The organism is Veillonella caviae (assembly GCF_003992125.1).
GTDB classification, from domain to species: domain Bacteria; phylum Bacillota; class Negativicutes; order Veillonellales; family Veillonellaceae; genus Veillonella; species Veillonella caviae.
Genome location: NZ_RQUY01000013.1, coordinates 22,440 through 48,696, shown reverse-complemented (window position 1 = coordinate 48,696; position 26,257 = coordinate 22,440). Strand labels below are relative to the sequence as shown.

35 protein-coding genes and 1 pseudogene are annotated in these 26,257 nt (G+C 42.6%); all 36 read right to left on the bottom strand.

The window, feature by feature from the left end; genetic code table 11:
• Positions 1-78 precede the first annotated feature (78 nt).
• The 36 genes and pseudogenes from EO120_RS06085 to EO120_RS05925 all read right to left on the bottom strand — a co-directional run bounded on the left by EO120_RS06085 (position 79) and on the right by EO120_RS05925 (position 26,252).
• Positions 79-1,572: a SpoIID/LytB domain-containing protein gene (locus tag EO120_RS06085; RefSeq protein ID WP_127134585.1), complete on the bottom strand. Its 1,494-nt coding sequence runs from the start codon at positions 1,570-1,572 to the stop codon at positions 79-81.
• A 1-nt stretch (position 1,573) separates the two neighbouring features.
• Complete coding sequence (gene ruvB / locus EO120_RS06080; protein WP_127134584.1) at positions 1,574-2,578, bottom strand: Holliday junction branch migration DNA helicase RuvB; 1,005 nt, start codon at positions 2,576-2,578, stop codon at positions 1,574-1,576.
• Between the two features lie 2 nt (positions 2,579-2,580).
• A complete protein-coding gene (ruvA, locus tag EO120_RS06075; RefSeq protein WP_127134583.1) occupies positions 2,581-3,189 on the bottom strand; it encodes a Holliday junction branch migration protein RuvA in 609 nt (202 codons plus the stop codon).
• Positions 3,186-3,686, bottom strand: coding sequence for a crossover junction endodeoxyribonuclease RuvC (gene ruvC, locus EO120_RS06070; RefSeq protein ID WP_127134582.1), 501 nt, complete (start codon positions 3,684-3,686; stop codon positions 3,186-3,188). Before ruvC ends, ruvA begins: the two co-directional genes overlap by 4 nt.
• Before the next feature lie 179 nt (positions 3,687-3,865).
• Positions 3,866-4,600, bottom strand: coding sequence for a YebC/PmpR family DNA-binding transcriptional regulator (locus EO120_RS06065; protein ID WP_127134581.1), 735 nt, complete (start codon positions 4,598-4,600; stop codon positions 3,866-3,868).
• A 9-nt stretch (positions 4,601-4,609) separates the two neighbouring features.
• Entirely contained in the window at positions 4,610-5,182 is a 573-nt protein-coding gene (locus EO120_RS06060) for an RNA methyltransferase (protein ID WP_127134580.1), read from the bottom strand.
• Between the two features lie 199 nt (positions 5,183-5,381).
• Positions 5,382-5,573 (bottom strand): helix-turn-helix domain-containing protein, encoded by a 192-nt coding sequence (locus EO120_RS06055; RefSeq protein WP_127134579.1) that lies wholly within the window; start codon positions 5,571-5,573, stop codon positions 5,382-5,384.
• 486 nt (positions 5,574-6,059) lie between these two features.
• Positions 6,060-6,221 carry a hypothetical protein gene (locus EO120_RS09165; protein ID WP_164725727.1) on the bottom strand — a complete coding sequence of 54 codons (162 nt, stop codon included), beginning with the start codon at positions 6,219-6,221 and terminating at the stop codon, positions 6,060-6,062.
• The gene (locus EO120_RS06050; protein ID WP_127134578.1) at positions 6,218-6,889 is read right to left on the bottom strand and encodes a VgrG-related protein; all 672 of its coding nucleotides are present in this window, start codon (positions 6,887-6,889) and stop codon (positions 6,218-6,220) included. The genes EO120_RS09165 and EO120_RS06050 overlap by 4 nt, the downstream gene beginning before the upstream one ends.
• On the bottom strand, positions 6,880-7,056 hold the full coding sequence (locus EO120_RS09160) for a hypothetical protein (RefSeq protein ID WP_164725726.1): 177 nt from the start codon (positions 7,054-7,056) through the stop codon (positions 6,880-6,882). The genes EO120_RS06050 and EO120_RS09160 overlap by 10 nt, the downstream gene beginning before the upstream one ends.
• Positions 7,053-7,598, bottom strand: a complete 546-nt coding sequence (locus tag EO120_RS06045; RefSeq protein ID WP_127134577.1) for a hypothetical protein — start codon at positions 7,596-7,598, stop codon at positions 7,053-7,055. Before EO120_RS06045 ends, EO120_RS09160 begins: the two co-directional genes overlap by 4 nt.
• A 55-nt stretch (positions 7,599-7,653) precedes the next feature.
• Positions 7,654-7,815: a hypothetical protein gene (locus EO120_RS09155; RefSeq protein ID WP_164725725.1), complete on the bottom strand. Its 162-nt coding sequence runs from the start codon at positions 7,813-7,815 to the stop codon at positions 7,654-7,656.
• On the bottom strand, positions 7,815-8,177 hold the full coding sequence (locus tag EO120_RS06040) for a hypothetical protein (protein WP_127134576.1): 363 nt from the start codon (positions 8,175-8,177) through the stop codon (positions 7,815-7,817). The genes EO120_RS09155 and EO120_RS06040 overlap by 1 nt, the downstream gene beginning before the upstream one ends.
• Before the next feature lie 2 nt (positions 8,178-8,179).
• Positions 8,180-10,522, bottom strand: a complete 2,343-nt coding sequence (locus EO120_RS06035) for a phage tail-collar fiber domain-containing protein (RefSeq protein ID WP_127134575.1) — start codon at positions 10,520-10,522, stop codon at positions 8,180-8,182.
• Between the two features lie 15 nt (positions 10,523-10,537).
• On the bottom strand, positions 10,538-11,194 hold the full coding sequence (locus EO120_RS06030) for a phage tail protein I (RefSeq protein ID WP_127134574.1): 657 nt from the start codon (positions 11,192-11,194) through the stop codon (positions 10,538-10,540).
• Positions 11,191-12,168: a baseplate assembly protein gene (locus tag EO120_RS06025; RefSeq protein WP_241234907.1), complete on the bottom strand. Its 978-nt coding sequence runs from the start codon at positions 12,166-12,168 to the stop codon at positions 11,191-11,193. Before EO120_RS06025 ends, EO120_RS06030 begins: the two co-directional genes overlap by 4 nt.
• Before the next feature lie 137 nt (positions 12,169-12,305).
• Positions 12,306-12,614, bottom strand: a complete 309-nt coding sequence (locus EO120_RS06020; RefSeq protein ID WP_127134572.1) for a GPW/gp25 family protein — start codon at positions 12,612-12,614, stop codon at positions 12,306-12,308.
• The gene (locus tag EO120_RS06015; protein ID WP_127134571.1) at positions 12,615-13,091 is read right to left on the bottom strand and encodes a phage tail protein; all 477 of its coding nucleotides are present in this window, start codon (positions 13,089-13,091) and stop codon (positions 12,615-12,617) included.
• Between the two features lie 8 nt (positions 13,092-13,099).
• Complete coding sequence (locus EO120_RS06010) at positions 13,100-13,567, bottom strand: phage baseplate assembly protein (protein WP_127134570.1); 468 nt, start codon at positions 13,565-13,567, stop codon at positions 13,100-13,102.
• Positions 13,557-14,717, bottom strand: coding sequence for a phage late control D family protein (locus EO120_RS06005; RefSeq protein ID WP_164725724.1), 1,161 nt, complete (start codon positions 14,715-14,717; stop codon positions 13,557-13,559). Before EO120_RS06005 ends, EO120_RS06010 begins: the two co-directional genes overlap by 11 nt.
• Entirely contained in the window at positions 14,717-14,920 is a 204-nt protein-coding gene (locus EO120_RS06000; RefSeq protein ID WP_127134568.1) for a tail protein X, read from the bottom strand. The genes EO120_RS06005 and EO120_RS06000 overlap by 1 nt, the downstream gene beginning before the upstream one ends.
• Positions 14,913-15,974, bottom strand: coding sequence for a phage tail protein (locus EO120_RS05995; RefSeq protein ID WP_127134567.1), 1,062 nt, complete (start codon positions 15,972-15,974; stop codon positions 14,913-14,915). Before EO120_RS05995 ends, EO120_RS06000 begins: the two co-directional genes overlap by 8 nt.
• A complete protein-coding gene (locus tag EO120_RS05990; protein WP_127134597.1) occupies positions 15,975-17,450 on the bottom strand; it encodes a phage tail tape measure protein in 1,476 nt (491 codons plus the stop codon).
• A 208-nt stretch (positions 17,451-17,658) separates the two neighbouring features.
• A complete protein-coding gene (locus EO120_RS05985; protein WP_127134566.1) occupies positions 17,659-17,982 on the bottom strand; it encodes a hypothetical protein in 324 nt (107 codons plus the stop codon).
• 20 nt (positions 17,983-18,002) lie between these two features.
• Entirely contained in the window at positions 18,003-18,530 is a 528-nt protein-coding gene (locus EO120_RS05980; RefSeq protein ID WP_127134565.1) for a phage major tail tube protein, read from the bottom strand.
• A 9-nt stretch (positions 18,531-18,539) separates the two neighbouring features.
• Positions 18,540-19,982 (bottom strand): phage tail sheath family protein, encoded by a 1,443-nt coding sequence (locus EO120_RS05975; protein WP_127134564.1) that lies wholly within the window; start codon positions 19,980-19,982, stop codon positions 18,540-18,542.
• Positions 19,983-20,210, bottom strand: coding sequence for a hypothetical protein (locus EO120_RS05970; RefSeq protein WP_127134563.1), 228 nt, complete (start codon positions 20,208-20,210; stop codon positions 19,983-19,985).
• Between the two features lie 11 nt (positions 20,211-20,221).
• The gene (locus EO120_RS05965) at positions 20,222-20,701 is read right to left on the bottom strand and encodes a hypothetical protein (protein ID WP_127134562.1); all 480 of its coding nucleotides are present in this window, start codon (positions 20,699-20,701) and stop codon (positions 20,222-20,224) included.
• On the bottom strand, positions 20,701-21,234 hold the full coding sequence (locus tag EO120_RS05960; protein WP_127134561.1) for a hypothetical protein: 534 nt from the start codon (positions 21,232-21,234) through the stop codon (positions 20,701-20,703). The genes EO120_RS05965 and EO120_RS05960 overlap by 1 nt, the downstream gene beginning before the upstream one ends.
• Positions 21,231-21,566 (bottom strand): hypothetical protein, encoded by a 336-nt coding sequence (locus EO120_RS05955; RefSeq protein ID WP_127134560.1) that lies wholly within the window; start codon positions 21,564-21,566, stop codon positions 21,231-21,233. Before EO120_RS05955 ends, EO120_RS05960 begins: the two co-directional genes overlap by 4 nt.
• Positions 21,563-21,853 carry a hypothetical protein gene (locus EO120_RS05950; RefSeq protein WP_127134559.1) on the bottom strand — a complete coding sequence of 97 codons (291 nt, stop codon included), beginning with the start codon at positions 21,851-21,853 and terminating at the stop codon, positions 21,563-21,565. The genes EO120_RS05955 and EO120_RS05950 overlap by 4 nt, the downstream gene beginning before the upstream one ends.
• A 4-nt stretch (positions 21,854-21,857) precedes the next feature.
• Positions 21,858-22,880, bottom strand: a pseudogene (locus tag EO120_RS05945) (major capsid protein).
• A gap of 46 nt (positions 22,881-22,926) precedes the next feature.
• Entirely contained in the window at positions 22,927-23,277 is a 351-nt protein-coding gene (locus EO120_RS05940; protein WP_127134558.1) for a head decoration protein, read from the bottom strand.
• Position 23,278: 1 nt separating this feature from the next.
• Positions 23,279-24,385, bottom strand: a complete 1,107-nt coding sequence (locus EO120_RS05935; protein WP_127134557.1) for a head maturation protease, ClpP-related — start codon at positions 24,383-24,385, stop codon at positions 23,279-23,281.
• The gene (locus EO120_RS05930; protein WP_241234904.1) at positions 24,378-26,006 is read right to left on the bottom strand and encodes a phage portal protein; all 1,629 of its coding nucleotides are present in this window, start codon (positions 26,004-26,006) and stop codon (positions 24,378-24,380) included. Before EO120_RS05930 ends, EO120_RS05935 begins: the two co-directional genes overlap by 8 nt.
• A gap of 9 nt (positions 26,007-26,015) precedes the next feature.
• Positions 26,016-26,252: a DUF6148 family protein gene (locus EO120_RS05925; protein ID WP_206512472.1), complete on the bottom strand. Its 237-nt coding sequence runs from the start codon at positions 26,250-26,252 to the stop codon at positions 26,016-26,018.
• Between the last annotated feature and the right edge of the window lie 5 nt (positions 26,253-26,257).

Below are 26,257 nucleotides of genomic sequence, written 5' to 3'. Positions count from 1 at the left end.
TCAATATTTATATAACTATATGACGTTTCTGTGCATAGTATACTTCATCTAAACGATGAGGAATTGGCACAGATTCTGTTAATACATTTTTTTCAATGTTATCCCAGTATAATAATGTTTTAAAATGGCTTGATAATAATTACTATCCCCTGGTTTAGCTTGCTTTGCCATTTCAGCAGCGCCCCATTGTGACATACCAAGACCATGCCCCCAACCATGCCCTTTAATGTATACCGTGTCATTTTTACCTGTGAAAGTATGGTACGCTTTGCCACCAGTCTTTGTAGGATTATAATTTACATAAAAATCAAACAATGTAGATTTCAAGCCCAAAATACCGCGTAAATCATCGCCACTAAGTGTAACTTTTCCAGCAGTACCAACAAAAGTGGCATTCTTGATACGCCCAGATACACCACGGTCTACAGATTCCTTGCCAGGATTGCCAATCGGGGTTAATTGAATGCTCTTTAATTTACCAACGCCCTTACTAGCAGCATTAAGTTTCGCTTCTAAGGCATGACGATTAGTAGTGACGGTCCAATTTGCCGCACTAGATTCGGTAGATTTGAAATCTTTAACGCCCTTTAAGTATGGAATATCATTGCCCCATACATTGACACTGTTTTCTGTATAACCTCCACCATCAGAATGGAACAATGCATTAATGGGGCGGTTGTTATAAAGCATGACCATACCCTTTGTTCTATCTACTGCTGCCGTAGTACTATTCGTTTCTACGCTCACACCACCATAGACTTGGTAATCTGTGGTAGTACTCACATCATAAAGCTTATCCCTATTTTGCTCCATTGTATGCATTGCATAAGTACGAGCAGCTACCGCTTGTGCTTCAAGAGCTGCTGCCGGCCAAGATGGTACGACTTCTTGTGGTACAACACCATATAAATACGACTCTAATGGCACTGCATTGATAACCATCATCGTACCATTGCTAGCACGCAAGGTAAGACCACCACGATAGGATTTACCTTCAAACGTAAAAGAGTTTCCATTTATCGGTTTTAAGGTCACTACAGAATCAATAGTTTTACCATTAACCGCAATTTTACTGCCTCGCACACCAATTTTTGCAACCTTGTAAGATGTTACTTTGCTATTATGACTATTTAATACAGTCACCCCTGAAGATGAAGATACTGTAGCATCTTGTTTGCGGTTGCCTAACAAAACACGTACATCTGGTGTATTTTCAATGCGATTCATCTGATCCTGGTTATCAATTTTATGTTTCGTCACTATAGCAGCATTTTGACTAACTGTCGATTTCTGAGAAGTCGCTTTTGTAGTACTTGCTTTAGAAACAGATGTAATTTTAGTATCTACAGTTGGCTTTGGCGCTGGTTTTGTTACAAGCGGTTTAAACGTAGATTTGCTTATTATATTATGAGCTGGCACTTTCACCAAAGGTTTCACTATAGATTTTGATACGACCTTCGTAGTAATCGTATCCGTTTTTGTATGTACGGTTGCTGCATTCACACCACCTGCACTATGAATACCAAGCAACAGTGTTGTTATTATCGTCAATGGTAGGTATTTTGTTTTCATTTTATTTCCCTATTTGTGCAATACCTAGATGTTCATAAGCCAGTTTCGTCGCCACCCGTCCTCGCGGTGTACGACCTAAAAAGCCTAATTGCATCAAATATGGTTCATACACATCTTCGATGGTATCTCGCTCTTCACTGATGGCTGCTGCTATTGTTTCAATCCCCACAGGGCCACCATCATAATTATCAATAATACATTCCAATACACGACGATCGATGCGATCAAGTCCCATCTTATCCACATGTAATCGTCGCAATGCTTCATCTGCAATTTCTGCAGTAATCACACCATCTCCTACAACCTGGGCAAAATCTCGCACCCGTTTTAACAGTCGATTGGCAATTCGCGGCGTTCCTCGAGAACGACGAGCAATTTCTGCCGCTCCTGATATCTCAATACCTATATTTAAAATTTCTGAGGCTCTCGTAACAATAAACTCTAATTCATCTTGCTTATAATACTCAAGACGACTAACAATACCAAATCGGTCACGCAACGGTGCTGCCAAAGCACCTGCCCTCGTAGTAGCGCCCACTAGAGTAAACTTTGGCAAATCAATGCGCACTGACCGAGCACTCGGACCTTTACCGATAATAATATCTAAAGCATAGTCCTCCATAGCGGAGTACAATACTTCTTCTACGCTACGCGATAGTCGATGAATTTCATCGATAAACAATACATCATGAGCATCTAAATTCGTTAATATAGCCGCCAAATCACCAGCTTTTTCAATAGCAGGTCCAGAAGTAATGCGAAAATTAACGCCCATTTCATTTGCAATAATGCCCGCTAATGTCGTCTTACCCAGCCCTGGTGGACCATATAATAATACATGATCCAGTGCTTCTTCACGCTGCTTGGCCGCTTGAATATAAATGCGCAGATTATCCTTTGCTTCTCGCTGACCAATATATTCATTGAAATATTTCGGTCGCAGGCTATATTGCCACATATCCTCTTCTCGGTCACCGCCGCCCATTAAACGTACTTCTTCGTTCATGATTAACGACCTTTCCCAAGCTCAACTAAACTAGCTTTGATTAATGCAGACACATCACGAGTACCATCATTTAAAGACTCCACTAATGATTCTACATCCTTTTGAGCATACCCGAGGGATACCAATGCTTCAATAGCTTCTCCACTAGGTCCCCCATGAGTAACTGCAATTGGTTGAATAGCTGCCGGGCTATCAATGCTAATGCTCGTCATCTTAGTCAATTTATCCTTTAACTCTAAAACCAATCGTTCTGCCGATTTTTTCCCAATGCCTGGCAACTTTGTCAATTGTGCTACTTGTCCATTAATAACAGCCAATTTGAAAGCCTCTGGCGTCATGCCTGACAATATGCCTAATGCTACCTTAGGCCCTATACCAGATACAGAGATGAGCAAAATAAACAAATCATATTCATCTTCTGTGGAAAAGCCATATAATTGCATAGCATCTTCTCGAACGTTTAAATAAGTAAATAAAGTAAATTCATTTCCTTCTATTAATTGTTGTCTCGTTGTTACTGGTACATATACGCGATAACCCACGCCATGAACATCGATATAACAAGCATCTTTAAATAGATGCGTTACAATGCCTCTCACATATCCAATCATAATCGCACCTTCTCCATTAATCGTTCCCGATGAGAACTATGGGCCGTACAAATAGCCACCGCTAAGGCATCGGCAGTATCATCAGGTTTTATTTTTTCTCGTATACCTAGAATATTCATAGTCATATAAATGACTTGCTCTTTATCCGCTTTCCCATAACCTGTTACAGCCTGCTTAATTTGAAGCGGTGTATATTCATAAAGAGGAATACGCTGTTGCTCTGCAGCCAATAAAATAACGCCTCGCGCTTGTCCCACTTTTATAGCGGTAGTAACATTGCGATTAAAAAACAGTTCTTCAACACCAAATTTATCTGGCTTATATTCCTCTAAAATATCGCTTAAGTCATTAAATAATAATTCTAGCCTTTGTGAATCTGTTAATTCCTTCGGCGTCGTAATGGCACCATATGTAACAGGTTTCAATCGGCTACCTTCTACATCGATAATTCCATAACCGCATATAGCCGTACCTGGGTCAATTCCTATAATACGCACGCCATCCCCCTTATACCTATATCAGATACATCCCCACATATATCTGCCATTACATAATCTATATTATTATACCATAAAACAGGCGCTCCCATAAGGGAGCGCCCTAATAATATCCCTCATATCTCAGCAATTACAAACCATTGTAATACACCTACTATATAAGACATTTGTACCTGATTTTATTCTTCTTCCTCTGGGAGTATCCCATTGTGATACACGTTTTGTACGTCATCAAGATCATCTAAAACGTCCAACATTTTTTGCATTTTCACCGCATCATCACCGAACAATTCGATAGTCGTATCTGGTACCATCGTGATTTTTGCCACTTCTGTTTCAATTCCTGCTTCTGCCAATGCAGCTTCTACAGCATCAAAATCCTCTGGTGTGGTATAGATCTCAAATACATCATCTTCAGATTGCAAATCTTCCGCACCAGCTTCAAGAGCAATCATAGTCACTTCATCTTCGTCGTGACCTTCTTTAGCAATAACGAATACACCTTTAGATTTAAACATCCAACCTACACAACCGCTTTCACCAAGATTGCCACCTTGTTTAGAAAATGCATGACGTACATCGGCAGCCGCACGATTGCGGTTATCTGTCATAACCTCAACAGTAACAGCAACACCAGCAGGACCATACCCTTCGTATACGATTTCTTCATATGCGTTCATATCCGTAGCGCCTACACCTTTATCGATAGCTCGTTGAATATTATCTTTTGGAATATTATTTTCACGAGCCTTTTGTAAAGCCAATTTAAGACGCATATTACCAGTCGGATCAGCACCACCCATACGAGCAGCTACCGTAATTTCACGGCCAATTTTCGTCGCCATTTTAGCTTTCAATGCATCGGTTTTACCTTTTTTGTGCTTAATATTAGCCCATTTAGAATGTCCAGACATAGACGCCTCCTATTTACTCCACCATGCTTCACCACGCAAACGGTCAAGAATAATCGACACAGCGCTACGCACGGATAAATGATTATATTCACCATGACCATAAATTGGTTCCAAAATATAGTCAAAGCTTTCCATAGTTTCTTTTGTCATACCATAACCGGTACCAAATAATACTAACACAGGCACCTGTTCGTTTTCAAGGTGTTTACGCATTGCCCCGTAGGTGATTGTATTATCATATGTCCTCGCATCCGTAGTAGCGATGATAGGTTTAACACCTTCTATTTCTTCAACCATCCGCACTGCAACAGCAATAGAATTAACCAGTTCTACGCCTGTGAAAGCATCTTTTCGATCCGGATTATAAGTGCTACCAAATCCTGTTTTCCAGTGTTCCATAATAGTAGCCGCCAACTCTCGCTGTGCCGGAATATTATGGATTACAAAATATTTTGACACATCATACGTTACGGATGCACGCGCAATATCGTGAATATCATAATTTGTAATAGCTGTCGTAATCACTTCCTTATGTTTATTCATAATAGGATAGTGTACGAGGCCAATATATAAGTTTGCCAATGCTAGATTCCTCCTATATTCTTCTAAATATTGCTTTATTTATTTGGGAGCAACGTGGGAGCAATATAAAAAAAATATCCAATAATATAAATGTATTATATAGTCTATTTATATACATATATAAAATATCATAAATAAAAAATCGTAGCTATTTAAAAGTAAATAAAAAGGGGCTGTAACAAAATAGCCCCTTCGTATGTCACTTCATAGGCCCATATAAACGTTCCATACCTTGACGTGTTACTAGCCATGATTTACCTGATTTTTTATGTTCTAATTCTGTAAACCTTTTAGTTTTGCTTCGCCCCAAACATATTTGTTTGATAGAATCCGCGGGAATCCCCCAACGCTCGCTAGCCTCTTGTGTTGTCATTACATCATCTAACTTCACTTAAATCACCCCAAAAGATACTAATAAATTATAAATAGAAATTGCTAAAGCGATTAAGCTAATTATAAAAGTTAGTCTTGAAATCATACGCTCGCCATTGATATAATATTTAGGAAGAGTGGGGCTCTTTTGAGCCCCTGTGGTTACTATTTTAATAGTTCGTTAACCGCTGTGATGAGTTGGATTAGAGCTATTATAATTGGTAGCCACTTTTTTATTTTCTTCCTAAACTTTTTCAATGGCCTCACCTCCTTTCTGCAACCATTATAACACGTTATCGTGTTATTTGCAATAGTTTTTTATTCTTTTTACAAACAAAAAAGAGCCTACAAACTTAGATATTATCTAGGTCTGTAGGCTTTTAGTATTTTAAATGTGCTAATATCTCGAGTACAGCGTTAAATAAATCATGTACAAAATTTTGAGATTTTGTACATCATTCAGTATGTAATTATTTTCATGTGCAAAAGATCGATATTTTGAACATTAGTCTAGTTCATTGATATATACTAATGTGCCGTTTTCAAACACTACCTCACAACGTACATTGTAAGTATTTGTCAAAATATACTCAGTAATCCCCTCCAATTTTGGTTGTATATCTTCAGTAAATTGATAGGTTTTACCGTTGTACTTTAATGTTTTCATAATAAGCCCCTTTCTTTTAATTCAGTTGTTAACATGCATAATGCCTCTCGCATTTCATTACGCATACGGTCATATACACCTTCATATACATCTGGTGCTAAACTAGGACTAATCCATTCATCGGTAGAATTAGCACGATAGATCCCAGCAATTAAATCATAATCAAAGCGGATATGGTCAATATAAGATAAGTTCCATTCCTCTGTATATCCAGGGATGAATTGCAACGCTTCAATAAATAAATCTACGCCATATTTAGGACCGTACTGAACAGCACGGGACCACAATACATCTTTTAACGTGTCGCTGTGCTTTTCTACGTGGAACATATTATTTTTCAATAGCTCTACCGCCACATCATAATAAGCATGCTTGATATAGTCATGTTGCATGGATTTAAACCCTTGTGGGTCAACAATCCCAATATGTTTCCATTGATTGATGAAAGCATTACTGTTTACCCTACCACTACTCTGTAATGCCCTTGCGTAATCTGTGTAAAATCCGCCTTGTCTCAGTCCCCAACCAAGGAATGCATCTACTGAACCTGTTTCACTCGCTAATTGGTACGCACCATAGGAGATACCTCCTAAATCACCTGCGCCTGTTGATACTGTTGCAGGGTTTCCATTGCTTTCATATAATGCACTCAAGTCACCTAATGCCATTTATTTTGCTCCTTTCTATTGCTTTCACGACCACCGAGATACCCCACCAATCCAGATGAGATACTCATGGCCAATTCGTTATATCCTAAAAGGACAGCCATAATATTGACCGTCCCTAATATGATGATGGTTAGCACCTCACGAATACTTATTTTTTCAAAATTCATAGGCCTCTCCAAATTTTAATTAATTCAATTGCTCGGTTATACCATTTCCCAAAGTCAATGAGGTCATCTTCTACGATTTCTCGTAGATTCTCTAAAATCGACCAACATTCGGACAAAAACGGAATGGCCATGAATACAAAGGCAAATACCTGATCTGCAAATAGTTCCGTAGTCGGGATAGGTATATCCGGCAACGATACAAATATCACAGATAAGAACATCCACGCAGGATATTGGATACACAATTTAATGAGTAAATCACCTCGCAAGCGTTCACTCATCAAATACCGTTTACTTTCACCATGTTCATTTGTATAGGTGCCCCGCCCCCAACCGTACCATAACAATGTAGTTATACAATTTATGACCGTGTTTTTACGACTATTATCGAGGTTATACCGCAATACCTCAATGGCCACACGTTGGCACGCATCGATAAATACAAGGGTAGTCGTCAATATGACCACCACCCCCATATCAACAAGATGTGCGTGGGATACGCCGAGTAGTATTTTTGTTATGACTTCATTAATTAACTCCATTTACAACCTCATTTCGAGTATAAAAAAACACCCTTATTGGGTGCATTCTAGCTAATCACGGATTACTGTCTTCAGTATGCTCTTTTTTATTATCATCACTACTACTTACATCACGTAATGGTTGATGACGGATACACTTCTTATTTGTACACGTATCATACAACCGACCTTCCACACGTTCCATAGGTCGTCCGCACAAAAAGCATCGTTTTGTCATTATAATTTACCTCGTTTTGTCATAAATTCTAATTGTAGTGCCTCGCGTTGTTGACGTAACTCATTGGCATACTCAGTATCTTTATCGATAACTTCTGCCCTAATGATTTCATCATCAAGGGCCTTGAATTTCGCTTCATATTCTGATGCCACTTGTGCCGCTTCTTTGGCTTGTATTTCTTCTGCGGATACTTCAACATAGGCATCAACAAATTCGCCATTGATAAATTTAGGAGATATCATATTGCTTGGCAAACCATCCACCTCGACAATTGTAAATCTGTCCGGTTCGTCCATTGCCACTTCATCATGCCATTCTTGATATTCTTGCCAATTACCTTGGCTATCTACAAATATTTTCATCATTACCTCCACATTACTAACACTGGTACGCCGTCAGCAGACTGGCCCCGATCTATGACGTACAGTTTATTATTTTTAACCACCAAAGCCCCTTCGGAATCAGGGAATACGAATATAATTGGGTCTGCTATTGCTCCATTAATGATATTGGCGGTATACGATTTATGTCCAACAACATTGTTAATAGTATACGTATCACTAGTCCAAATCCATGTAATATGCAACTCTTTCCAATTACTAGGGATATCGCATAGGGCTGTTCCGCTGGTAGGCATAACAAAGGCAGCACGATTTACGCTGTACAATTTTTTCCAATCCAAATCCTTAAGCAGTGCTAGATCGTTTGCTCCAACTGTGTCGTTGTACCATATCGGGCGTTCTAAGCACGATAGCGCTACTTTTGTAGTATTTTGAGCACTGCCGACATCTAGATTTCTAAAAGTACTTCCGCCACCTGATTTTATTGAGTGAACGGGATTACCACTCCCATAGGTTATACTTAATCCACCTGTTAATGTTCCGCCTGTCAGTGGTAAATATGATTTAAATTGATTTCGAATATCGTTATGCGCACTGCTTGATGAATTGTGTGCATTCAAATCATTAATACCCTTTGTATCAACGTACTCCTTAGTGGCTAGCAATTTTCCATTTGAGTACACCTCACCAAAGAACCGAGTTTTATTATCTTTATCTAGCAAATATGCTCTTGCTACGATATTACCGCTAGAATCTCGCTTAATAGCGCTAATAGTCCCATTATTATGATCATTAAAATATGCATCTAAATTGCACCAACTTTCAGACGCACTTTTCCCTGTTGCAAAGTATGCTTTGCCGGCCATACTCGTTTGAATAAAGTTACTAAACTGCATAGTATCATTACCCGTACTAACAAGGTCATTTACATGCAATCGACCTGTTACAGTGCCACCTGTTAATGGCAAATAGTTATTAAACATTTGGCGGATATCAGTATGTGCACTATTTGAGCTGTTATGCGTATTAATATCATTAGTGATTTTAGTTCGGATATCACTATGTGCACTACTAGATGTATTGTGTGCATTCAAATCATTAGTACCCTTGGTATCCACGTACTCCTTTGTTGCCAATAATTTTTCATTTGAATACACCTCATTAGGGAAGTACGTTTTATTGTCGGCGTGCAAGAGAAAAGCTCTTGCGATAATATCCCCATCTGCATTCCGCTTGATAGCGCTGATATTGGATTGCTCAGGGTTGTTGAAATATCCGTCGATATTAAACCAACTCTCCGAAGCACCTTTACCTGTTGCAAGATATGCTTTGCCGGCCATACTCGTTTGAATAAAGTTACTAAACTGCATGCTGTCATTCCCAGTGCTAACAAGGTCATTTACATGCAATTTACCTGTTACAGCGCCACCTGTTAATGGTAAATAGGGTCTATCTAATTTATTAGGCGTTACAGCTCCGTCTGTAATGCTTGTTGCGCCCCATTTTTTGCCATCAACATATTCTTTAGTCGCGAGCAATTTTTCATTAGCGTATACTTCATTCGGGAATCGGGTTTTATTATCCTGGTCCAGCAAAAAGGCTCTTGCCAAAATGTTAGAGTTCTCATCTCTCTTAATCACACACATCTCAGCAGTATCAGTATATTTAAAATACCCGTCGACGTTAAACCACGATAGATTACTACTTTCACTTTTACCACTAGCTAGATACATAGTACCCGCCTTGGACCTTTCAATAAAGTTACCATATTGGCTTGTTTCGGTGCCCATAAAAACGGCGTCATTCACATATAACCGACCTGTTAATGTTCCGCCTGTCAGTGGCAAATAGTTTTTAAATAGTTGCCTAATATCAGCGTGTGCACTGCTTGAGGTGTTATGTGTATTTAAATCCTCATGTGTAACAAAAGCGCCTGTATCAATCGTTGCGGATACTTTACCTGTATTCGAAAATGTAATGTTCAATGTAATGTCCTGACTAACAACTGTTGCACTGCCATCTGCAGGCATTGTGTCGGGAGTGTTATCCGTCATATAAGCGAATAGAATTTCACCCACATCAGGATCAGTGGCAAAAAGGCCTAGTTCTCGCATTTGATATGCGGAGCCCAGGCCTTTATTTGTTAGTGTAGAATTGATAGTTACGATATTATTGTTTGCCTTAACACTGCCGATGTTAATATCCTGCACTTTATTTACCATAGCAGTTAAAGCATTAATAGAGCCGGAGCCGGAGCCGGAGCCAATTCCTAACTTTGTAAATTTAAGGGTAGTTAAACCCGCATTAATTTTGGCTTGTAATTTCGCCCCTACATCGGTAAGGACAAAGCCTGACCAGTTTGCCATATAGCCTCCTTAGCATCAAATATCATTATTTAAAGTTGTATTAATTATAATAGTCGTCGCTTGCGCAACAGCTGCACTCGCATATTCAGTCATTCCGACACATAATGAGGTCGATAAGTCGCTATTAATGACTAAATATTTCACCACTCCTACCGCCCCCGCCACATATTCCGTTACATGAATATCTCGTTTGAACTGTACGTAATCTAGCCACGATCGTTTATTCTTAGTAGCGTTAATTAAGGATACTAGGCGATTAATATCGGCCACCCCGGTAAGCGGAGCTGTAATTCCCGATACGCGGAAACGATACGGGGCGCCACCATAGCTAAACCACTCCTCAAGCTGTCCACTTTCATATACAGTAGCAATAGCAGCTTTAACTGCAAAAGGCGTGCCCTTATGCTTATGAATAGGAATGGACTGCTCGACCATTCGGCGCTTCACGTCGATAGGATATGACGTGTCATATTCATCGACATGAAGATGGTATGCAAGATGGTCCAATACAGATTCTTTAGCCGTATCAATGCCGCCCCACAAGAGAAGTACTGAGGTGTCAATTCTATTCACCATAAACGCATCAAAAGTTTTGGCCAACGAAATAATTGGCTCCTTTTCAATTGATGGAGTAAGCTGATTCGCAATGCGATAATCCTTATCGTGTATCACTCGTCCTCACTCCCCGCCATTTTCACGGATTTAAAGCTAGCAACTGCTACGCTCGTATCCGTATCCACTACCGTAAATTCAGGAGCGGTAACAACGACCCGCTTAACCCCAGCGACTTCCATCACCAAAGTAATTAATTTAGACGGATTAATATCTCGACCGATAACTGATTTTTGCCATAGCTCATAAGCGGTAACCGCTTTAGTCACATTAGATTGTACAGTCGATGTATCCGCTTCTTTATCGATGTAATACGTGACATCAATCTCATAATTAATCGCCTTAGGCGCTTTGACGGATAGCTTATCTGTAAGAGGTCTCCGTTTCTCGTCGGACAGATAATCCTTAACTTGTGTAAGAATTTCTTCCCCTGGTAGCTCTCCGTTTTCAAGCAGCGGGTAGATATCAACTACCCCCGGCTCCGGTGAATTAATCCCCACATCGATAATGGACGCGTTGACCGATTTAGCGAAGAACCGATAGGCGCCTTCAGGACCTGCCACGCTAAAGCTTTCAGGAGCCTCGTGGATGCGGTCACGGAATGCTTCGTCGTCCTCTATCCCACTGCCGCCGCCACTCGTAGTGATATTAGCTATCGAGTCTACATAGGCAACTGGGTCGATAACGGTCGCTATCTCGCCGGGCAAGAAATTATTTCCTTCCGCCCCGGATTCTGTGCAAGTCGCTTTTACAACACCTATAAGCTCTCCCGCCGGAATAATCAGGTCCTCGTCAGTAGTAAAATACAGTCCGGAGTCGGATGCTACCCGTGTACCCGCATCAATTACAGTTTCTTGGCTGCGCTTAGCAGACAATGTGGCCTTTAGTGTTGTAGTGGCCGATTTTGCTTGGATTCGGTCGACACTTGTTAACGCGCCGATGTGGTCCAGGTTATCGCCTAGTGCATACTTAAGTAAGTTCTGCTTACCGGTGTAATTGATATCGTTCAATAGCCGAATAAATACCTCAGCCATAAATAAACAAAAGAGCCGTGAAGGGTCACCCTGTGCAGGTGTTCGCCCCACGACTTCCTTATACTTTGCCAATACCCAACCTTTGACCTCTTCTGCATCGGACGAGACAAATTCGATATCCGGCAAATCAGATAATTTCATACACTCACCTTCACTTTCGGAACAAGTCGACCTTCTAGGGTGGCTGTGAAAGAGATATCCTCAATCGTGACTCTCGGTTCATAGTGCTTAATAGCTTGGAATATTTCGTTGGATAACTTGGCCTGTGCCACATGCATAGGCAAGTCAATGACCCGTCCGTCAATTCCGAACTCTCGGTCAAGAGGGATAGTTCCTTTCATAGTAGATATAATTGTTTGCACATTCTGCAAAATTTCTGCTAACTCCGTATCTGGCGCCAATGATATTGGGTACGTCAATGCAGAGTTAATTTCATATGTCGCCATCTACACCCACCTCAATATCGAATTAATCGCATTAAATTTTTTACCAGTAGAATTGAGCAGGGACTGCTCTTCAACCTTATTCGTGTCGTCGTATTCCCGTAACGCGAGAGATATCTCGACCGACATAAGCTTGCCATAGGCATCAAAATACTGCCCGTTTTCCTCTAGCGACTCGATAATGAAGTAATTTTGACTAACAGGTTTGCCACCCAATATAAAGGGTACTACGGCCCCGTTATCGCGATAATCGCGTAGTCGTCGCAAGATGGATTCGGGGCTCTGCCCTAGCGACTTAGACACGAGAATCTTAAACGATAAATGGGTAAGCCCCGGCCCCGTAAATTGAAGAACAGGTTTGGTGTGCATAAGGGAATGTTCTTCCCATCTGCCCGAACCGGTTCTTGAATACTCGGAAGGCGTGATTACATTGTTAAATGCGGTATAGAACACTATATCCGCCAAGTATCCGATATACATCGAGCCTCCTATTCTGGCACGCTAGTCGTAGCACCACCTGGGATTACACCCCCGTGAACGTGATTGACAAGAGAAATGCCGTTAACGATGACATCACCACCGCTAGCATTAATCATCAAATTACCGCCTACATTGAGGGTCATATCTCCTGGCGTATCTAACACTCGCGCCGCTGCACCTGCGCCCCCTGGGGGTGCGTCTTCGATACTAAAAAAGCTACCAATAATAAAGCCCTCGTTGAACCCGTTGCCGTTTTTATTTGGAAGCATAATACAAAGGACTTGATCATCGATAGCTGGCATCCAATAATCTTTAGTCGATTGACTGCCCCGATTAATAACATGCAACGGGGCAGATACCTTATCATCTCTATCAGAGCGCGTTACTGTAGCCATACCCTCGGACGCATTTAAGGACGATACCTGTCCAATGAATATAATTTCCGATAGAGCTCTTAATAGCTGGTTAATATCCAATTAAACACCTCCTAAGGTCAATGCTCGTAGTATACGAGCTCGATAAGGTATGAGTAGCTTTCGTTAGCAAGTAGTTACCATCAAAAGCGCCAAAGCCTTCGAGGCGGACAACCTCGCCTGCCATAAGCATGATATTGCCCGGCATAGAAAAAGAAGCCGTCATCGCTTCCGAATTGGCTTCTCTTAATTTCTTACGGGCCAGGCGTTCCGCCTCGGCTTGGGTTTCACATTGTTCATCAACCTCAAGAACAGATAAGTATGTCTTATCCTTTAAATCGGGGGCTTCAAAAGTCGCTTCTATGAGCTCCTTAGACTTCCCTTGCTTGTGCCGCACATGGCAAGCACGATATATGTTCCGCGTCTTACTATTCAGCTTATAGCTAATTAGACTAGGCACGACAAGCATTGTCTTAGCTTCCTCTTCGGTAAGCGCCTTATACTGTCCGCCAGGACGGCGAATAATAATCTGTTCCTTTTGGTTATCATACTTGTACACATCGAGTACAAATAATTGGTCGACACTAGCTTTGACCGCAAAGCCCACATCTTTGCAGACCTTTTGTAGGTATGCTAAATCAGACTCCGCAGACTGTTCGGAATGATCAATCGAGGGGTCTGTATCGCAGTCCCAGTATAGTGTCATATTATTTCGAATCGCTATATCGGTAGCAATCGCTTTAACAGAAGTCTTATCCCAAGTCTTATTGACTTTCGTTTCCCGAAGGCTTGAATTACCTTCCAAGGCTACCGCTTTTAGCGTTACCGTATTAGGCGGGCTCGACGACTCAATCTCATCAAGCTGGAACTTCCCAACGTGAAGGGCCACTTGCCCGTCACTTAAGGTGTTCCAGTTTAGAGAATTCATCGTAATATCGATAAACGAGCCGTGGCTCGGATACCAGTCATTAATCCATAGGTTACCCCTATCCTCTAATGAGATTGACAGGTCATCTACTGTCCCCGACATGTTATCGGTGTAAGTAGCAGATATAAGGAACTTATCAACAGCATCGGTAATATCCTTTTGCTCTTTCGTTCCATAATGCTGATACCCAACATCCATCCAAGCTCGCCTAGATAGTTTGGTTTCGGGAGTGAGTTTTTTCTTCCACTCCTCTACCTTTTTAATTTTCATCGATAACGTACTCATTACTGCCTCCATGGCGGAAGATACGTGGGCCCATTTTCTACTGGAATATCAGGGCATACTAGCCAAATACCTTGTGGAAATACCGCATAATCGCGGTATTCCTGATTAGCATCCATGAGTAACTTGATGTACTTTTCGTTGCCGTATACTTTGTAGGCTATATAATCCCACATATCGCCTTGTATGGTCATGTAGTTAGTCATAGCTTAACCTCCGTTGATTGGATGTATAACGTTGCATCATAGCTTCAAATTCTCTCATTTTAGCGTCAAGTGCTGCCGCAATATCAGACTGACTTGCATTACCCTGCACCGTAATTTGCGGAGCAAATGTAACATTCACATCGCCACCGCCAGACCATCCGCCCATAGGACTTGCTATACTAGGGGCCGTAGGTCCACTCACTACAGGGGCTAATGTACTGTTCACACCTAGCATTTGCCCTGCTGTTTGCCATAAGTTCATAGCATTTTGACTCCCATTAATTGGGATAATAACTTCCGGGTAGCCTGCTTCGGCGACTAATCCTAAGTGAGGTCGAGTAAACACACCGCCGTTAGCATGAGGTTCTGCCCCACCAGCTACACTTACGCCTACATTGAAGCCACCACTAAAAGCTCCTTTAATGGATTCCCACGCACCGCTAATCGCGTTAGATACCGCACTAGGGATTTGGTTGACCCATTCAAGAACTGCGTTATATGCATCACTAGCCCACTGTTCCGCTGCAGCCACAAAAGCAGTACCCGCTTCAGCGCAATATTCCGGTAAGTTAAGCAAGAAGTTATACACCCCTGTTACCAGGTTACTAATCATGGATACTGCCGTAGCATAGGCACTACTAAGCCAAGCACTCATGAGTTCGAGGAATTCGCTGCCTGCTGTTGCTATAGCCGTTGGTAAATTCATAATAAAATTAACAGATGCGTCAATAGCCGCCCCGATAAGGCTCGGTAATTGGCTGATAACGCCAAAAATAAAGCCAATAGCGAATGCGATATTTTGAGGAAGATTTAACCAGAAATTAATGTAAGCCTTGATACCTGCCACGAGTAAATTAAACCCCGCTGTAACAAATGCTACTACCGCACTAATAGCTGTCGATATACCCGATTTAATCGCTTCCCATGCGCCGATGATAGCACTACGGAACCCCTCGTTCGTATTCCATAAGTACACTAATGCTGCCACCAAGGCGATAACTGCTACCGCAATGAGTACATATGGATTAGCCATTGCCGCCGCATTAGCTGCCAATTAGCTCACCTTAACCGCGTCAAGTGTTACTTTCATAAGTGCATAAGCCGCACGGACATTTTGCACAGCTGCCACGATCGTATTAATCGTCAAAGCCGTTACCACCAATCCCGCTATAGCTGCCGTAACACCTACAATACCTGCGATAAGTGTAGGATGTTCTCCTGCCCATGCAGCAAAAGCGCCAGCTACTGATGCCACGGTACTCAAGATGCTATTGACTGCCGGCAATAAAGCCGACCCGAGATTAACAGCCAATGCTGTTATATTATTCTTGGTCAATTGCAATTGGTTTTCTGTAGTGGCCGACCTTGCTTGGTACTCTTTCTCCATGGACCCCGCGTACTGTGTCGCGTCGCCTACTTTGTTAAAGTTATCCTTTAACCCATCTAATTGCGTTAAAAGAGGGGCGATTGCACCTACTGATTCCTTGCCGAAGAGTTTCGTCATCGTTGCGGACTGTTCTGCTTCCGGAAGTTCCCGAATTCGTTGCAAGACATCAATAATCGCGCCTTGCGCATCGGTTTGCATTCGGTTAGCCATATCGGTCGCATTAAGCCCTAGCTTTTCAAAAGCCCCGGCTTGCGCTTTCGTCGCTACGCTTCCTGCCGTTAACGCAAGCATCATGTTCTTGATGCCCGTAGCCGCGATTTCCGACGATGTGCCAGTACCCGCGATAGAGGCACCTAAAGCGGCTACTTGCCCTGCAGACAATCCAGCCGTAGATGCCAATGGCCCAATTCGAGTAACGATATCTGAAATAGGACCGCTACCCGCAGATGTAGTATTTGATAGGTAGTTGATTTGGTCGGCCAATGTCGTTACTTGGTCTTGATTCATCCCAAAGGCAGTGCGCCACTGCGCCATCATTGTCCCCGCCTCATCGGCAGAAATATCAAATGCAATGCCCATTTTAACCGCACCCTCGGCAAATTGCTTAAGATCCTTAGCGGCAATACCTGCTTGGCCGCCCGCTGCTACGATCTTAGCAATACCCTCGGCAGACATTGGTAATTGCTGCGACATGGTGATAATATCCTGTTTCATCTGATTAAACCCCTCGGGGGTATCGAAATCAACAGTTTTACGAACATCGGCCGTAACGCTTTCATAGCTCATAGCTTCCTTAACCGCTAACGCAATCGGGGCCGCCGCTATAGCGGTACCCGCTGCCGCGGTTTTTAGCCGCCCCGCGCTCCGCTGTAACTTTGACGAGGCTTCTTGCTTAGCATTGACTTTCTCTAGTAAGTCGGACCGTTTAGCGATAACATCGTTAATTTCCTGTTCTCGCTTAAGAATATCCGCCTGCAAGTTAACCTTTTCAAAGCCTGTCGCTTTAGCAAAGCTTTTTTGTACCTGCTTGAGTTCCTTATTAGCCGCACTAATTTGACGCGTCAAGTCTTTTGTTTGACTCACCGCTTGAGAGACGGAACTAGATAAGCTCCCATCAAGTTGCCCCTTGATAGCTATGGCCATTTCTAATACTTTATTTGCCATTAGCGACCTCCCTGTTTCTTATGCGCCTTTTGCATTGCTTTATTCTCCGCATCAATCGCGTCTCTTATCTCTTGGATGTGAGCCATATTTTCGTCAACGCTCAAGTATCGGAGAAAATAACCCATAGGGGAATTGGAGTACTTTGAACAGGCCAAAGCACTCCGGATGAAGTAATGCTCAAGGTTTTTTATTTTTCGGAACCGAGCAAAAAATTCTGTGTATCCAAGCAAACTTTAGTAAATTCTTTACCAGGCAATGCATAGATATCATCGACTTTCACGCCTGCTGCTGCGGCCGCTACATGGGCTTGGTATGTGAGGGAGATAGAAGGCACGCTGATATTAGGGTCTTCTTTCTTAGCCGCCTTTTCACACCTAATCAAGGTATAACCTGTCACATTGTCAAAATTTAATTTGATAGCTTTTTTTGCTACAGGTTCCACAATAGGAACCTCTTCAGCTACTGGAGTGGATTCGACTACAGTTTCTACTTTGTTCATTTCTTCACTCATGTTCTTTTCCTCCTACGGAATTAAATACCTAACGCGGCACGTACTTCGGATAACATATCTTCGTCACCATTAACATCTTTGTAACCATACTTATCAATTTCGCGGATGATTTTGCCATCCACTTCAATCTTCAAGTAGGTTGTTTCGATAGTATTGGTAACACCTACTGTATTACCCGCTTCATACGTGCCGTTTTCTTTCGATTTAGCACGACCGCGGATAACAATTCGGGATGGCTTAATCACATAGCTATTAGTAGCACTATCCCAATATTGGAGAGCTCCGCAAGCTTCGACACTAACTGGGCGCCCGCCAGTCCATTTGTGGGCTGTTTCGGTTGGCAAATTCCAGCTAATTTTTGTTTCCATAGATCCGTAGTGACCTAAAATAGGCGCGTCTACTTCACCAGCAATCCCCACCCCTTTGACTGTTTGTGTCAAAGACGCTTCTTCCGGAATTTCAATGGATACAACACCGTGGCAATTATCACGGCCCTCATCATATACACGGAAGTCATTCAAGACTTCTGGAATTAGATTTACGCTCATAATGACCCCCTATTTAAATAACTGTTCAAAATAAGACACATCGTACTCAGATATAGACTCGATTTCCTGTGCAGGAATTGGAGGAGTACGGTATTTATGGAAACGAATTTTACCGGCCAAAAGGTCAGTAACAGGATTTTCACTTTCCTTAAATTCAATCCGCCCACCAAGAATAAATCCGCGAGATGTCAACCCATTCAATCGAATACCTTCGGAATCAAGAACAGTCTTGATATTACGAGGTAGGATTGGCATATCAACTTTTTGCCAATAAGTAAGAATGAATGTTTGGTCGTCCCAGTCGAAGAATCGGCGAACGCAAATAAATGTATCCTTTACATCAGTTGTACCTGGGTACGCACCTGTGTAGTTGCCCCAAGACTTCCAGCCGTTCACATTGAGAGCCGTCATAATGCCTTGAGAATTCAATAGGTTCGCTTGAGAGTTATTAAGGGATACCTCTTTACCATCAGCTAAGCACAAACCTGTAATGTTGATGTCCTTGTTAGACGGGGACAAGGTAGGGATATCGCTGTTGCTGGCATCGCATTGACCGATAATCCCGATGATATGTGTAGACATGTGAAAAATGTAATCCCCGTTGCGAACCATTGGCCAACACACGATTTGCGCCGCGCCTGTATATCCGTTTCCGGTTTTCCACATATAAGCATCGGTATACTTTTTAACTTCTTTAGCATCGATATCTGTAACAGAAGTCGCTCTAAATAAATTATTGATAACACGCGATTTAGCTTTCATCACAGAAGCCACAGTTGGCTCTTGTGTCCAGCCTGGTGCTGCCACTAGACCAGGTACAATGCTAAATTGGTGATACACTTCATCGAGCAATTCAAGACCGGTCGCATTACCTTCCGAGTCGACACCGCCGATAATATCAGCTGCTTTAACCCCGGACGCGTCAACTTCGTCATACGTAAGTTGTAGTGTTTGGGAGTCGGCTAACACACCGCCCTCGACAACAGTAATAACGAGTTCTTCATCAGCATTAAATGCCGCCGTAAAGTCAGTAATAATAGTACCTACCTTACTTGTAGCTGTACCGTCTGTAACTTTAAGTGTGTTCAAAAGCACAGGTGCCGCCACAGTACCTACACCTTTTTCCAAAGTTACAGTAGTCGTGGAAGACTTTTTATGCCGCGCAGGATCCAACACATTGACAAATACAATTGGTGCTACTCCGTACAATTTAAACTGCGCATAGATTTGTTCACACAATGTGAATTTCTCCCAATCATTGCTATACCCAAGAGCCGCTACTGCTTCTTCATAGGAATAACAAATCACAGGCTTGTTAACGGCTGCGGTAGGGTCCTCTGTCAAGTGGACCGGAGCCGTACCGAACACAACAGGAAGTCCTGCATTAGTTTCCACCGCAGAGATGACAGACGTTGCTATTTCGCTCGTCTTGACGCCATGATAATAGGCCATTTACTTCACTCCTTTGTAAGATTTAATCGCATTTCGATAAAACACATTTAATTGCGACCCTTGGGTATTAAGCTGTTCGATAGCCTCGTTCAACTTTTCCACGGGCACAAATAGGTGCATAAAAATAGGATCCTCACATTCAGGCTTAGGTGCGCCGTCGGTAAAGACCATGAACTGGTTAAGACGACTGCCTTTGAATGTGGGGCCCACATAGACAACAGAACGCATATTGGTTCTCCTTATTTAATTGACTTGTTAAATGCAAAGACGTCATTAAGGTTTCTCCGAACTTTCGGAATATATACCTCAAATTCCAAGTATCCCCACCACTGTGGCCAAGGCTGGTCATCAGGAATCATGGTAGTTACTTTATGGTCTTTAATTTGGTACTTCATGTCGATGGGATTCTGCGATAACAGTTCCTTACGCACCACTTCCAAGAGGTGGTACAAAGATATATGCCCCTCGGTCATACTCTCATCATAGGTCGTTACTTGAACCGTAATTCCTACGATACTGTCCGTGTCATCCTCCACGGTATAGGGGTGTACGACAACAGCGGGGCATAGCTTACGCTTTTCCGCATTGCTAGTAACCCGCGGAAGGAATCCGCTATACACGCGAATACTATTATCGGTGACGTCGCTGTATTCCTCGAGCGCCCGTAATCGGCCCTCTAAATACTTAGCGACTCCCTCTGATACATCTAATGGTGTCATTACTTGCCTCCTAGCGCTCTGTCAAGCTCATGCCATAACCGTTTTTCATACATGTCCATGCCTTCTTCTTGCATGGCATCCTGTACCCGTGCGTTGCCAAATAATTGGGGGAGTGCTGGACCGTATACGCCTTTCAACGGCATACGGTCCTGACCTTGTCGTTGTACGAATAAACCCGACTTAGGATTCACAAATCCGCGCTCAACTTTGGCTTCTGTCCCTTTTTTAATGGATACAAAAATACCGGACTTCTTAACCTTAGTTTTGTACATTTTTTCCGCTAAAGGGTAGTCACCTTTAACGCGGATTTCTGTCCCGTCTGTCAAACTTCTAAACGATACTCCGGATTTAACAACACCCGCCCCTTTAACGGCATAGATTTCCCGAATAGCTTGCGTCCCTGCTTTTCTAGCAGTTATAGCGGCACGACGGGAGGATCGTTGTACAATTTTAGCTATATTATCATCACTAAGAGCTTGCATTGCCGATTCAGCGACTGCTATACCCTTACGATCCAATTCAAGTTCAATCATACAAATCCCCTCGTTTCAGCCCGCAACTCAATACTAGCTAACCCATCTTCTTCAATGCACTGGTTAACGGTATAAGGTTCGCCGTCTAGTATAAATACATTTCCCTGATGTGGGAGCTCCGGTAAGTCTTCGGAACGACAATGCACGAATACTGACATGCCGCTAATGCCATCATCAGCGATATGAGACCCGCTAGTCATGAATGACTCGCGAGCCGTCGGCGCTTGGATAACAGCATTACATTCAGTACCATTCAAATTATGAATATCTGCAAATTCATCAAGATTCAAGAATACAGGCAAATCTAATTTAATTTGATTCTTGAAAATCATTTCTTTTTAACCGCTTTCGTAGCATCTGCAGATGGAAGAGTTGCTTCTTTAGTATCTTCTACATCTTCAGGCTCTTCATTCTCAGTAGTCGCTTTCACAGAGTCATCGGATTTAGTATCTACCTTATCCTCTTTTTTAGTGTCTGCTTCCGGATCTTTGTATTCCGCGAATTGCTCATTTGCTAAGAGCGCCTTAGCGATGGCTTTGTCTGCAATGTCAACGATTTTACCTTTCCCGAATAATTGACCTTGATGTGCTAGATATCCTTTTTTAACTAAGATTTTCATACGACTATCCTTTCGTTTTAATTACGCCCCAGTCATCCACGAATTCAGGCGCCAATACGCAACGACTATACATAGTCAATGCCAATTCTTGAGTAGATTTATTACCTGCATAATAAGGTACATAAATACCGGAATATGTTACATATCCGTTAGCTTCCTCATTAAGCAATGTAACTGCGCCATGCAATTGACGACCACGACCAGGAACGCCAAGAACAACATCATCAGCACCGATGAATGGAGTTGCTTCCCCTTCGTCATTCGTATACGTTTCTGTGTAAGTGTATACATCAAGATTAAGACCCATAATGCGACCTACATAACGAACTTGTGGGCTTGTATATTGAGGTGCGAAGTTCATGATAGAAAGGTTTTGTGCGTTAGGAATCGCCAACCATTTCATAATTTCATCGTTGCCGAGAATATACTTTTCAATATTTTTCCCGCAAACCATAACAGTAGGAATCATGCCGGAGTTTTCTTGAATTGTTTCAGACAAGTTTTTAATGTCGTCAAAAATAGTTGCGCCAGCTTTGTCCCATGTAACAGAAGGTGTTACTTTTTGGTCCCAATCAAATTCGATAGTATCCAATAATTCAGTTGTACCATCATCCGCATAACCTTCGATGTTGCACTTGCCGGTAGTTAAAATATCAGCCGCCATTTTGTTCTTGCGGTTGATAATTGTACTTTGCAAATAAGCCAAGTCTTCAGCTTGCATCTTAGCCGCACGTTGCGCTGGAGATACGGAGCTGACGATATCCTCGCCAAAACCACGTTGATTCAATTAAGCTGGGTCAACGATAGTACGAGGGCCCATCATTGGTGGCTCGTAAATGTTAATTGTAGAGCCTGCACGTTTCATATTCACACCTTTAGCCCCACGAGATACAAATGGTGCCAAGCTACGGCCTTTTTTGCGATATTCTACCGCAATTTTAGTAGATAGTGCTGGTTCCGGAACATTTGGAAAGAATGTGTCGAGCAAGAAAGAAGCAGGCGTTTTAATGCGCTCCATTGCTTGCATAAGTGTAAGAGTATCTTTCATGTCGATAGCCATGTGTTAAATCCCCCTATGCATGAATGCTAGTCAAATACAAATTAGCGGCTTCGAACTTATCTTCGTTGCCCGCAATTTTAAATTCAGAAGGTACAATCAAGTTTTCGCGATTAAATCGACCTGAAATATAAATAGTACCCACTGTATCGCCTTTAGATGCATCTACATCATCGGCTACTATACCTGCCGGACCTAGTTCAGCAGTGACAGCTATGTATTTTCCATCTGTATTTTTGGAAACAACTGCACCACGTTTCAAAGTAGTTCCAGATAGTACCGTTACGTTTTTAGTCAATGTAGGGAATTCAGGACCGCCCAAAAGACCATCATATTCCACGCCCTGAATTACTTCTCGGATTGCCATATTAGTTAGCTCCTCTCATAGAATTTGCAAAGTTTACGACTTCATCCAACGCTTTTCTACGTCGGACTTCTGCATCGTCTGCAGGTGGAGTCGCTACCGCACCCACATCTTGGGCACCGGATTGAATATTATCTTGAATTAGTTGCGTAATAGCTTCCAAAGCTTTATTTTGTGGTTTAGGCATATCTACCAAAGAATCCACAAAAGGTTTGATATCATTGACTGATTGCCCATTCGCTTTTGCAACTTCGATAATACGATTTACCGCTTCATTGCCGTTTTTCATAGCATCAAGTGCTGCAATGCGTTCGCGTTCTACCGTTACTGCGTCATTAGCAGTAGGCACAGCCACCGGCGCTTGCGTATCGATACCCAACAATTCTGCAATTTTGTTCAAAACTGTTTTTTCGTTTTGTTCTGGCATTGGTTCTGCCCCCTTTTGATTAATAACTTGTTCAATTTTAGCTGCATTCTTGGCTGCATATTTGCAAGATACCTTGTTAACGACTAACAAGCCTTTATTCATAACAGCCTGTTCTGCGACATCTCCGCCAATTTCATCGATAAACCCATAGCTTTTAGCTTCATCCGCTGTAAGCCATGTTTCGTTATCCATGAATTGTTTGAGTTCGTCTTCAGCAACGTTAACATTGCGTTGCAAATATACATTAACGATTGTCTGCTTAACACTAGACAAGTAGTTGGTAATCTTCTCTAGCTCATCCGCATCATACGAATCAAGGAGGCATACAGAAGGATTATGGATCATGTATAAGGCGTTGGACGGCATTACCACCTTATCCCCAGCGCAAGCCACAATAGTCGCCGCACTGGCACAAATACCGTCAATCATGACCGTTACTTGTCCGACATAGCTTTTCAGCATGTTATATATGGATTGTGCTGCAAATACATCCCCGCCGCCGCTATTAATACGGACCGTCAAATCATTCGTTCCACATCGCGCCAAGTCGTCCGCAAATTGCTTAGGTGTTACCTCATCGCCCCACCAGGACCGCTGAGAAATATCCCCATACAGCATAAGTTCAGACTGTTCCGTGCCGTTTTGCCCAATGCTATTAGAAAAAGACCAAAACTTCTTATTCATCGTCCTTGTCACCTCCTTCCTCTGCTAGATTTGTGCCAACTGGAGGATTATCCCTGCCAGCTAGCACAGCAGGCACCGATTTAGAAAGCCCATACTGTTCAATTAGCTTTTGTTCATAGGCCAATTGCGCAATATTTTCCTCTAAGTCAGTGCCCGTCATTTCAGCTGCTTCGCGTTCACGAGTCGACAACCCGCTTTCCACGCGAAGGTTGCTGCCATTCATATCCTTAACTGGGTCAAGGATACTCATAGTTGGACCGAACCAGTCCGCGTTCATCCATGCTTTTTGGATAAGAGGATCATCATAAAACCCTGGTGCGTCAATCCGACCGAGTGCAATGGCTTCCCGCAACCATGATTCATAGACCGGCTGGCAAAAGTCTCTTGCAAACCATACTCGGCGAAGTTTGTATTCTTCCCACGCTTGCAAGAGCGCCGCTCTTGATGCAGAGTAGGACGAAGTAAATCGCTTCATAAGAACTTCGTATGGTTGGTTTAGCGCTGCCGCTACTTGCTGTAAGCACTGTGTAACGAATGGGTCGTATGTCGATTGGCTATTAGAAGAGTCCACCGACTTAACATCGACCCCTTTAGGCAAAGCATTCAATGTGCCTGGCCCTAGGTTATACTCACTTACGTCCACCACAGGTTCGTTAGGGTCTTCAACACCGCTATCATTCAACATATCGTTTAGTGTTGCGCTGTTATTGGCTGATTCTGTAAAGAACAAAGCAAAAAACGATTTAATAATGGCCGAAGTCAATTCGGCATTAGTGTATCGGCTTACCTGTTTAAGGGTTTCAATAACTGGCGCCAAATAAGGCACCCCACGATACTGCTCTGGGCGCGTATCGTGGCAGATTTGTAACACATTTTGCAGCCCGGTGTTAGCGCCAAAAGCACTAACGCGTACCCACTCAGTAAGTTCGCCGGAGGAAATAGGGTCCTGTGGCACGCGATTGGATATCCAATAGGCGACCACAGCCCCTTCCGCATCAATTTCCACCCCGTTGATAATACGATTACCTGTTTTAGTGTTCCTCATTTCCACGCCATACGGGTCGGACAACACATACATGCTGTCGCTTTGAGGGTTGCTTACACGAGTACCTTCAATAATTTGCAGTCGCAATGTATAGGGCATGTCCTGTCGAGGGTTCTTACGACGAAATACGGCAAAAATATCGCCATCCGTCATATACCCTTGGTAAATAATGCTTTGCAAATCGTAGAAACTGTTGCGCCGATATAGGTCGCAGTCCTTCGAATCTGCCCACAATGAGAACTCGGTTCTAACTTTCCGTGCCCACTCCCGCGCTTCATCGGCGGAAATACCTAGCAATTGAAAGTTAGGCTTAGGAAACACCTTAAGCCCCGCCCCCACTGTGTGCGTATTACTTGTCACAATTGCCGCGGATCCTATTGGTGTATTAATCGCTTGGTCCGCGGAACGATTACGAAGCACAGTAAGGTTAGCTCCGATATCCGTTTTAGCTGACAATTTTTGCGGATTCCATGCCTTTAGGCTTTTATTCGTTTGAGATGCGCCACCATCGCTGTACCCGCTATTTCTAGCCGTCGGCATACACGACTTGGCTTGTACTCGTCGTTTTCGTGCCATCATATCCTCCTAGTCCCTAAATACTACCCGCTTTGACCTATGATTGCCTTTAGTACCGGTATCATACTCGTCAAGTGTTGCCCCATCAGCTAATAGCTTTTCAATCATATCCGTTACCTCTGCTAGGTTAGCCCTCGTGAGTGTACGATTCCCGATTGTATAACTTTGACCGGATAGGATAGCTTCTTCTGCGGCAACATATAGCTTTAATCGCCTATTCTTTAGCAACATTCTTGTTGTCGTCATACATC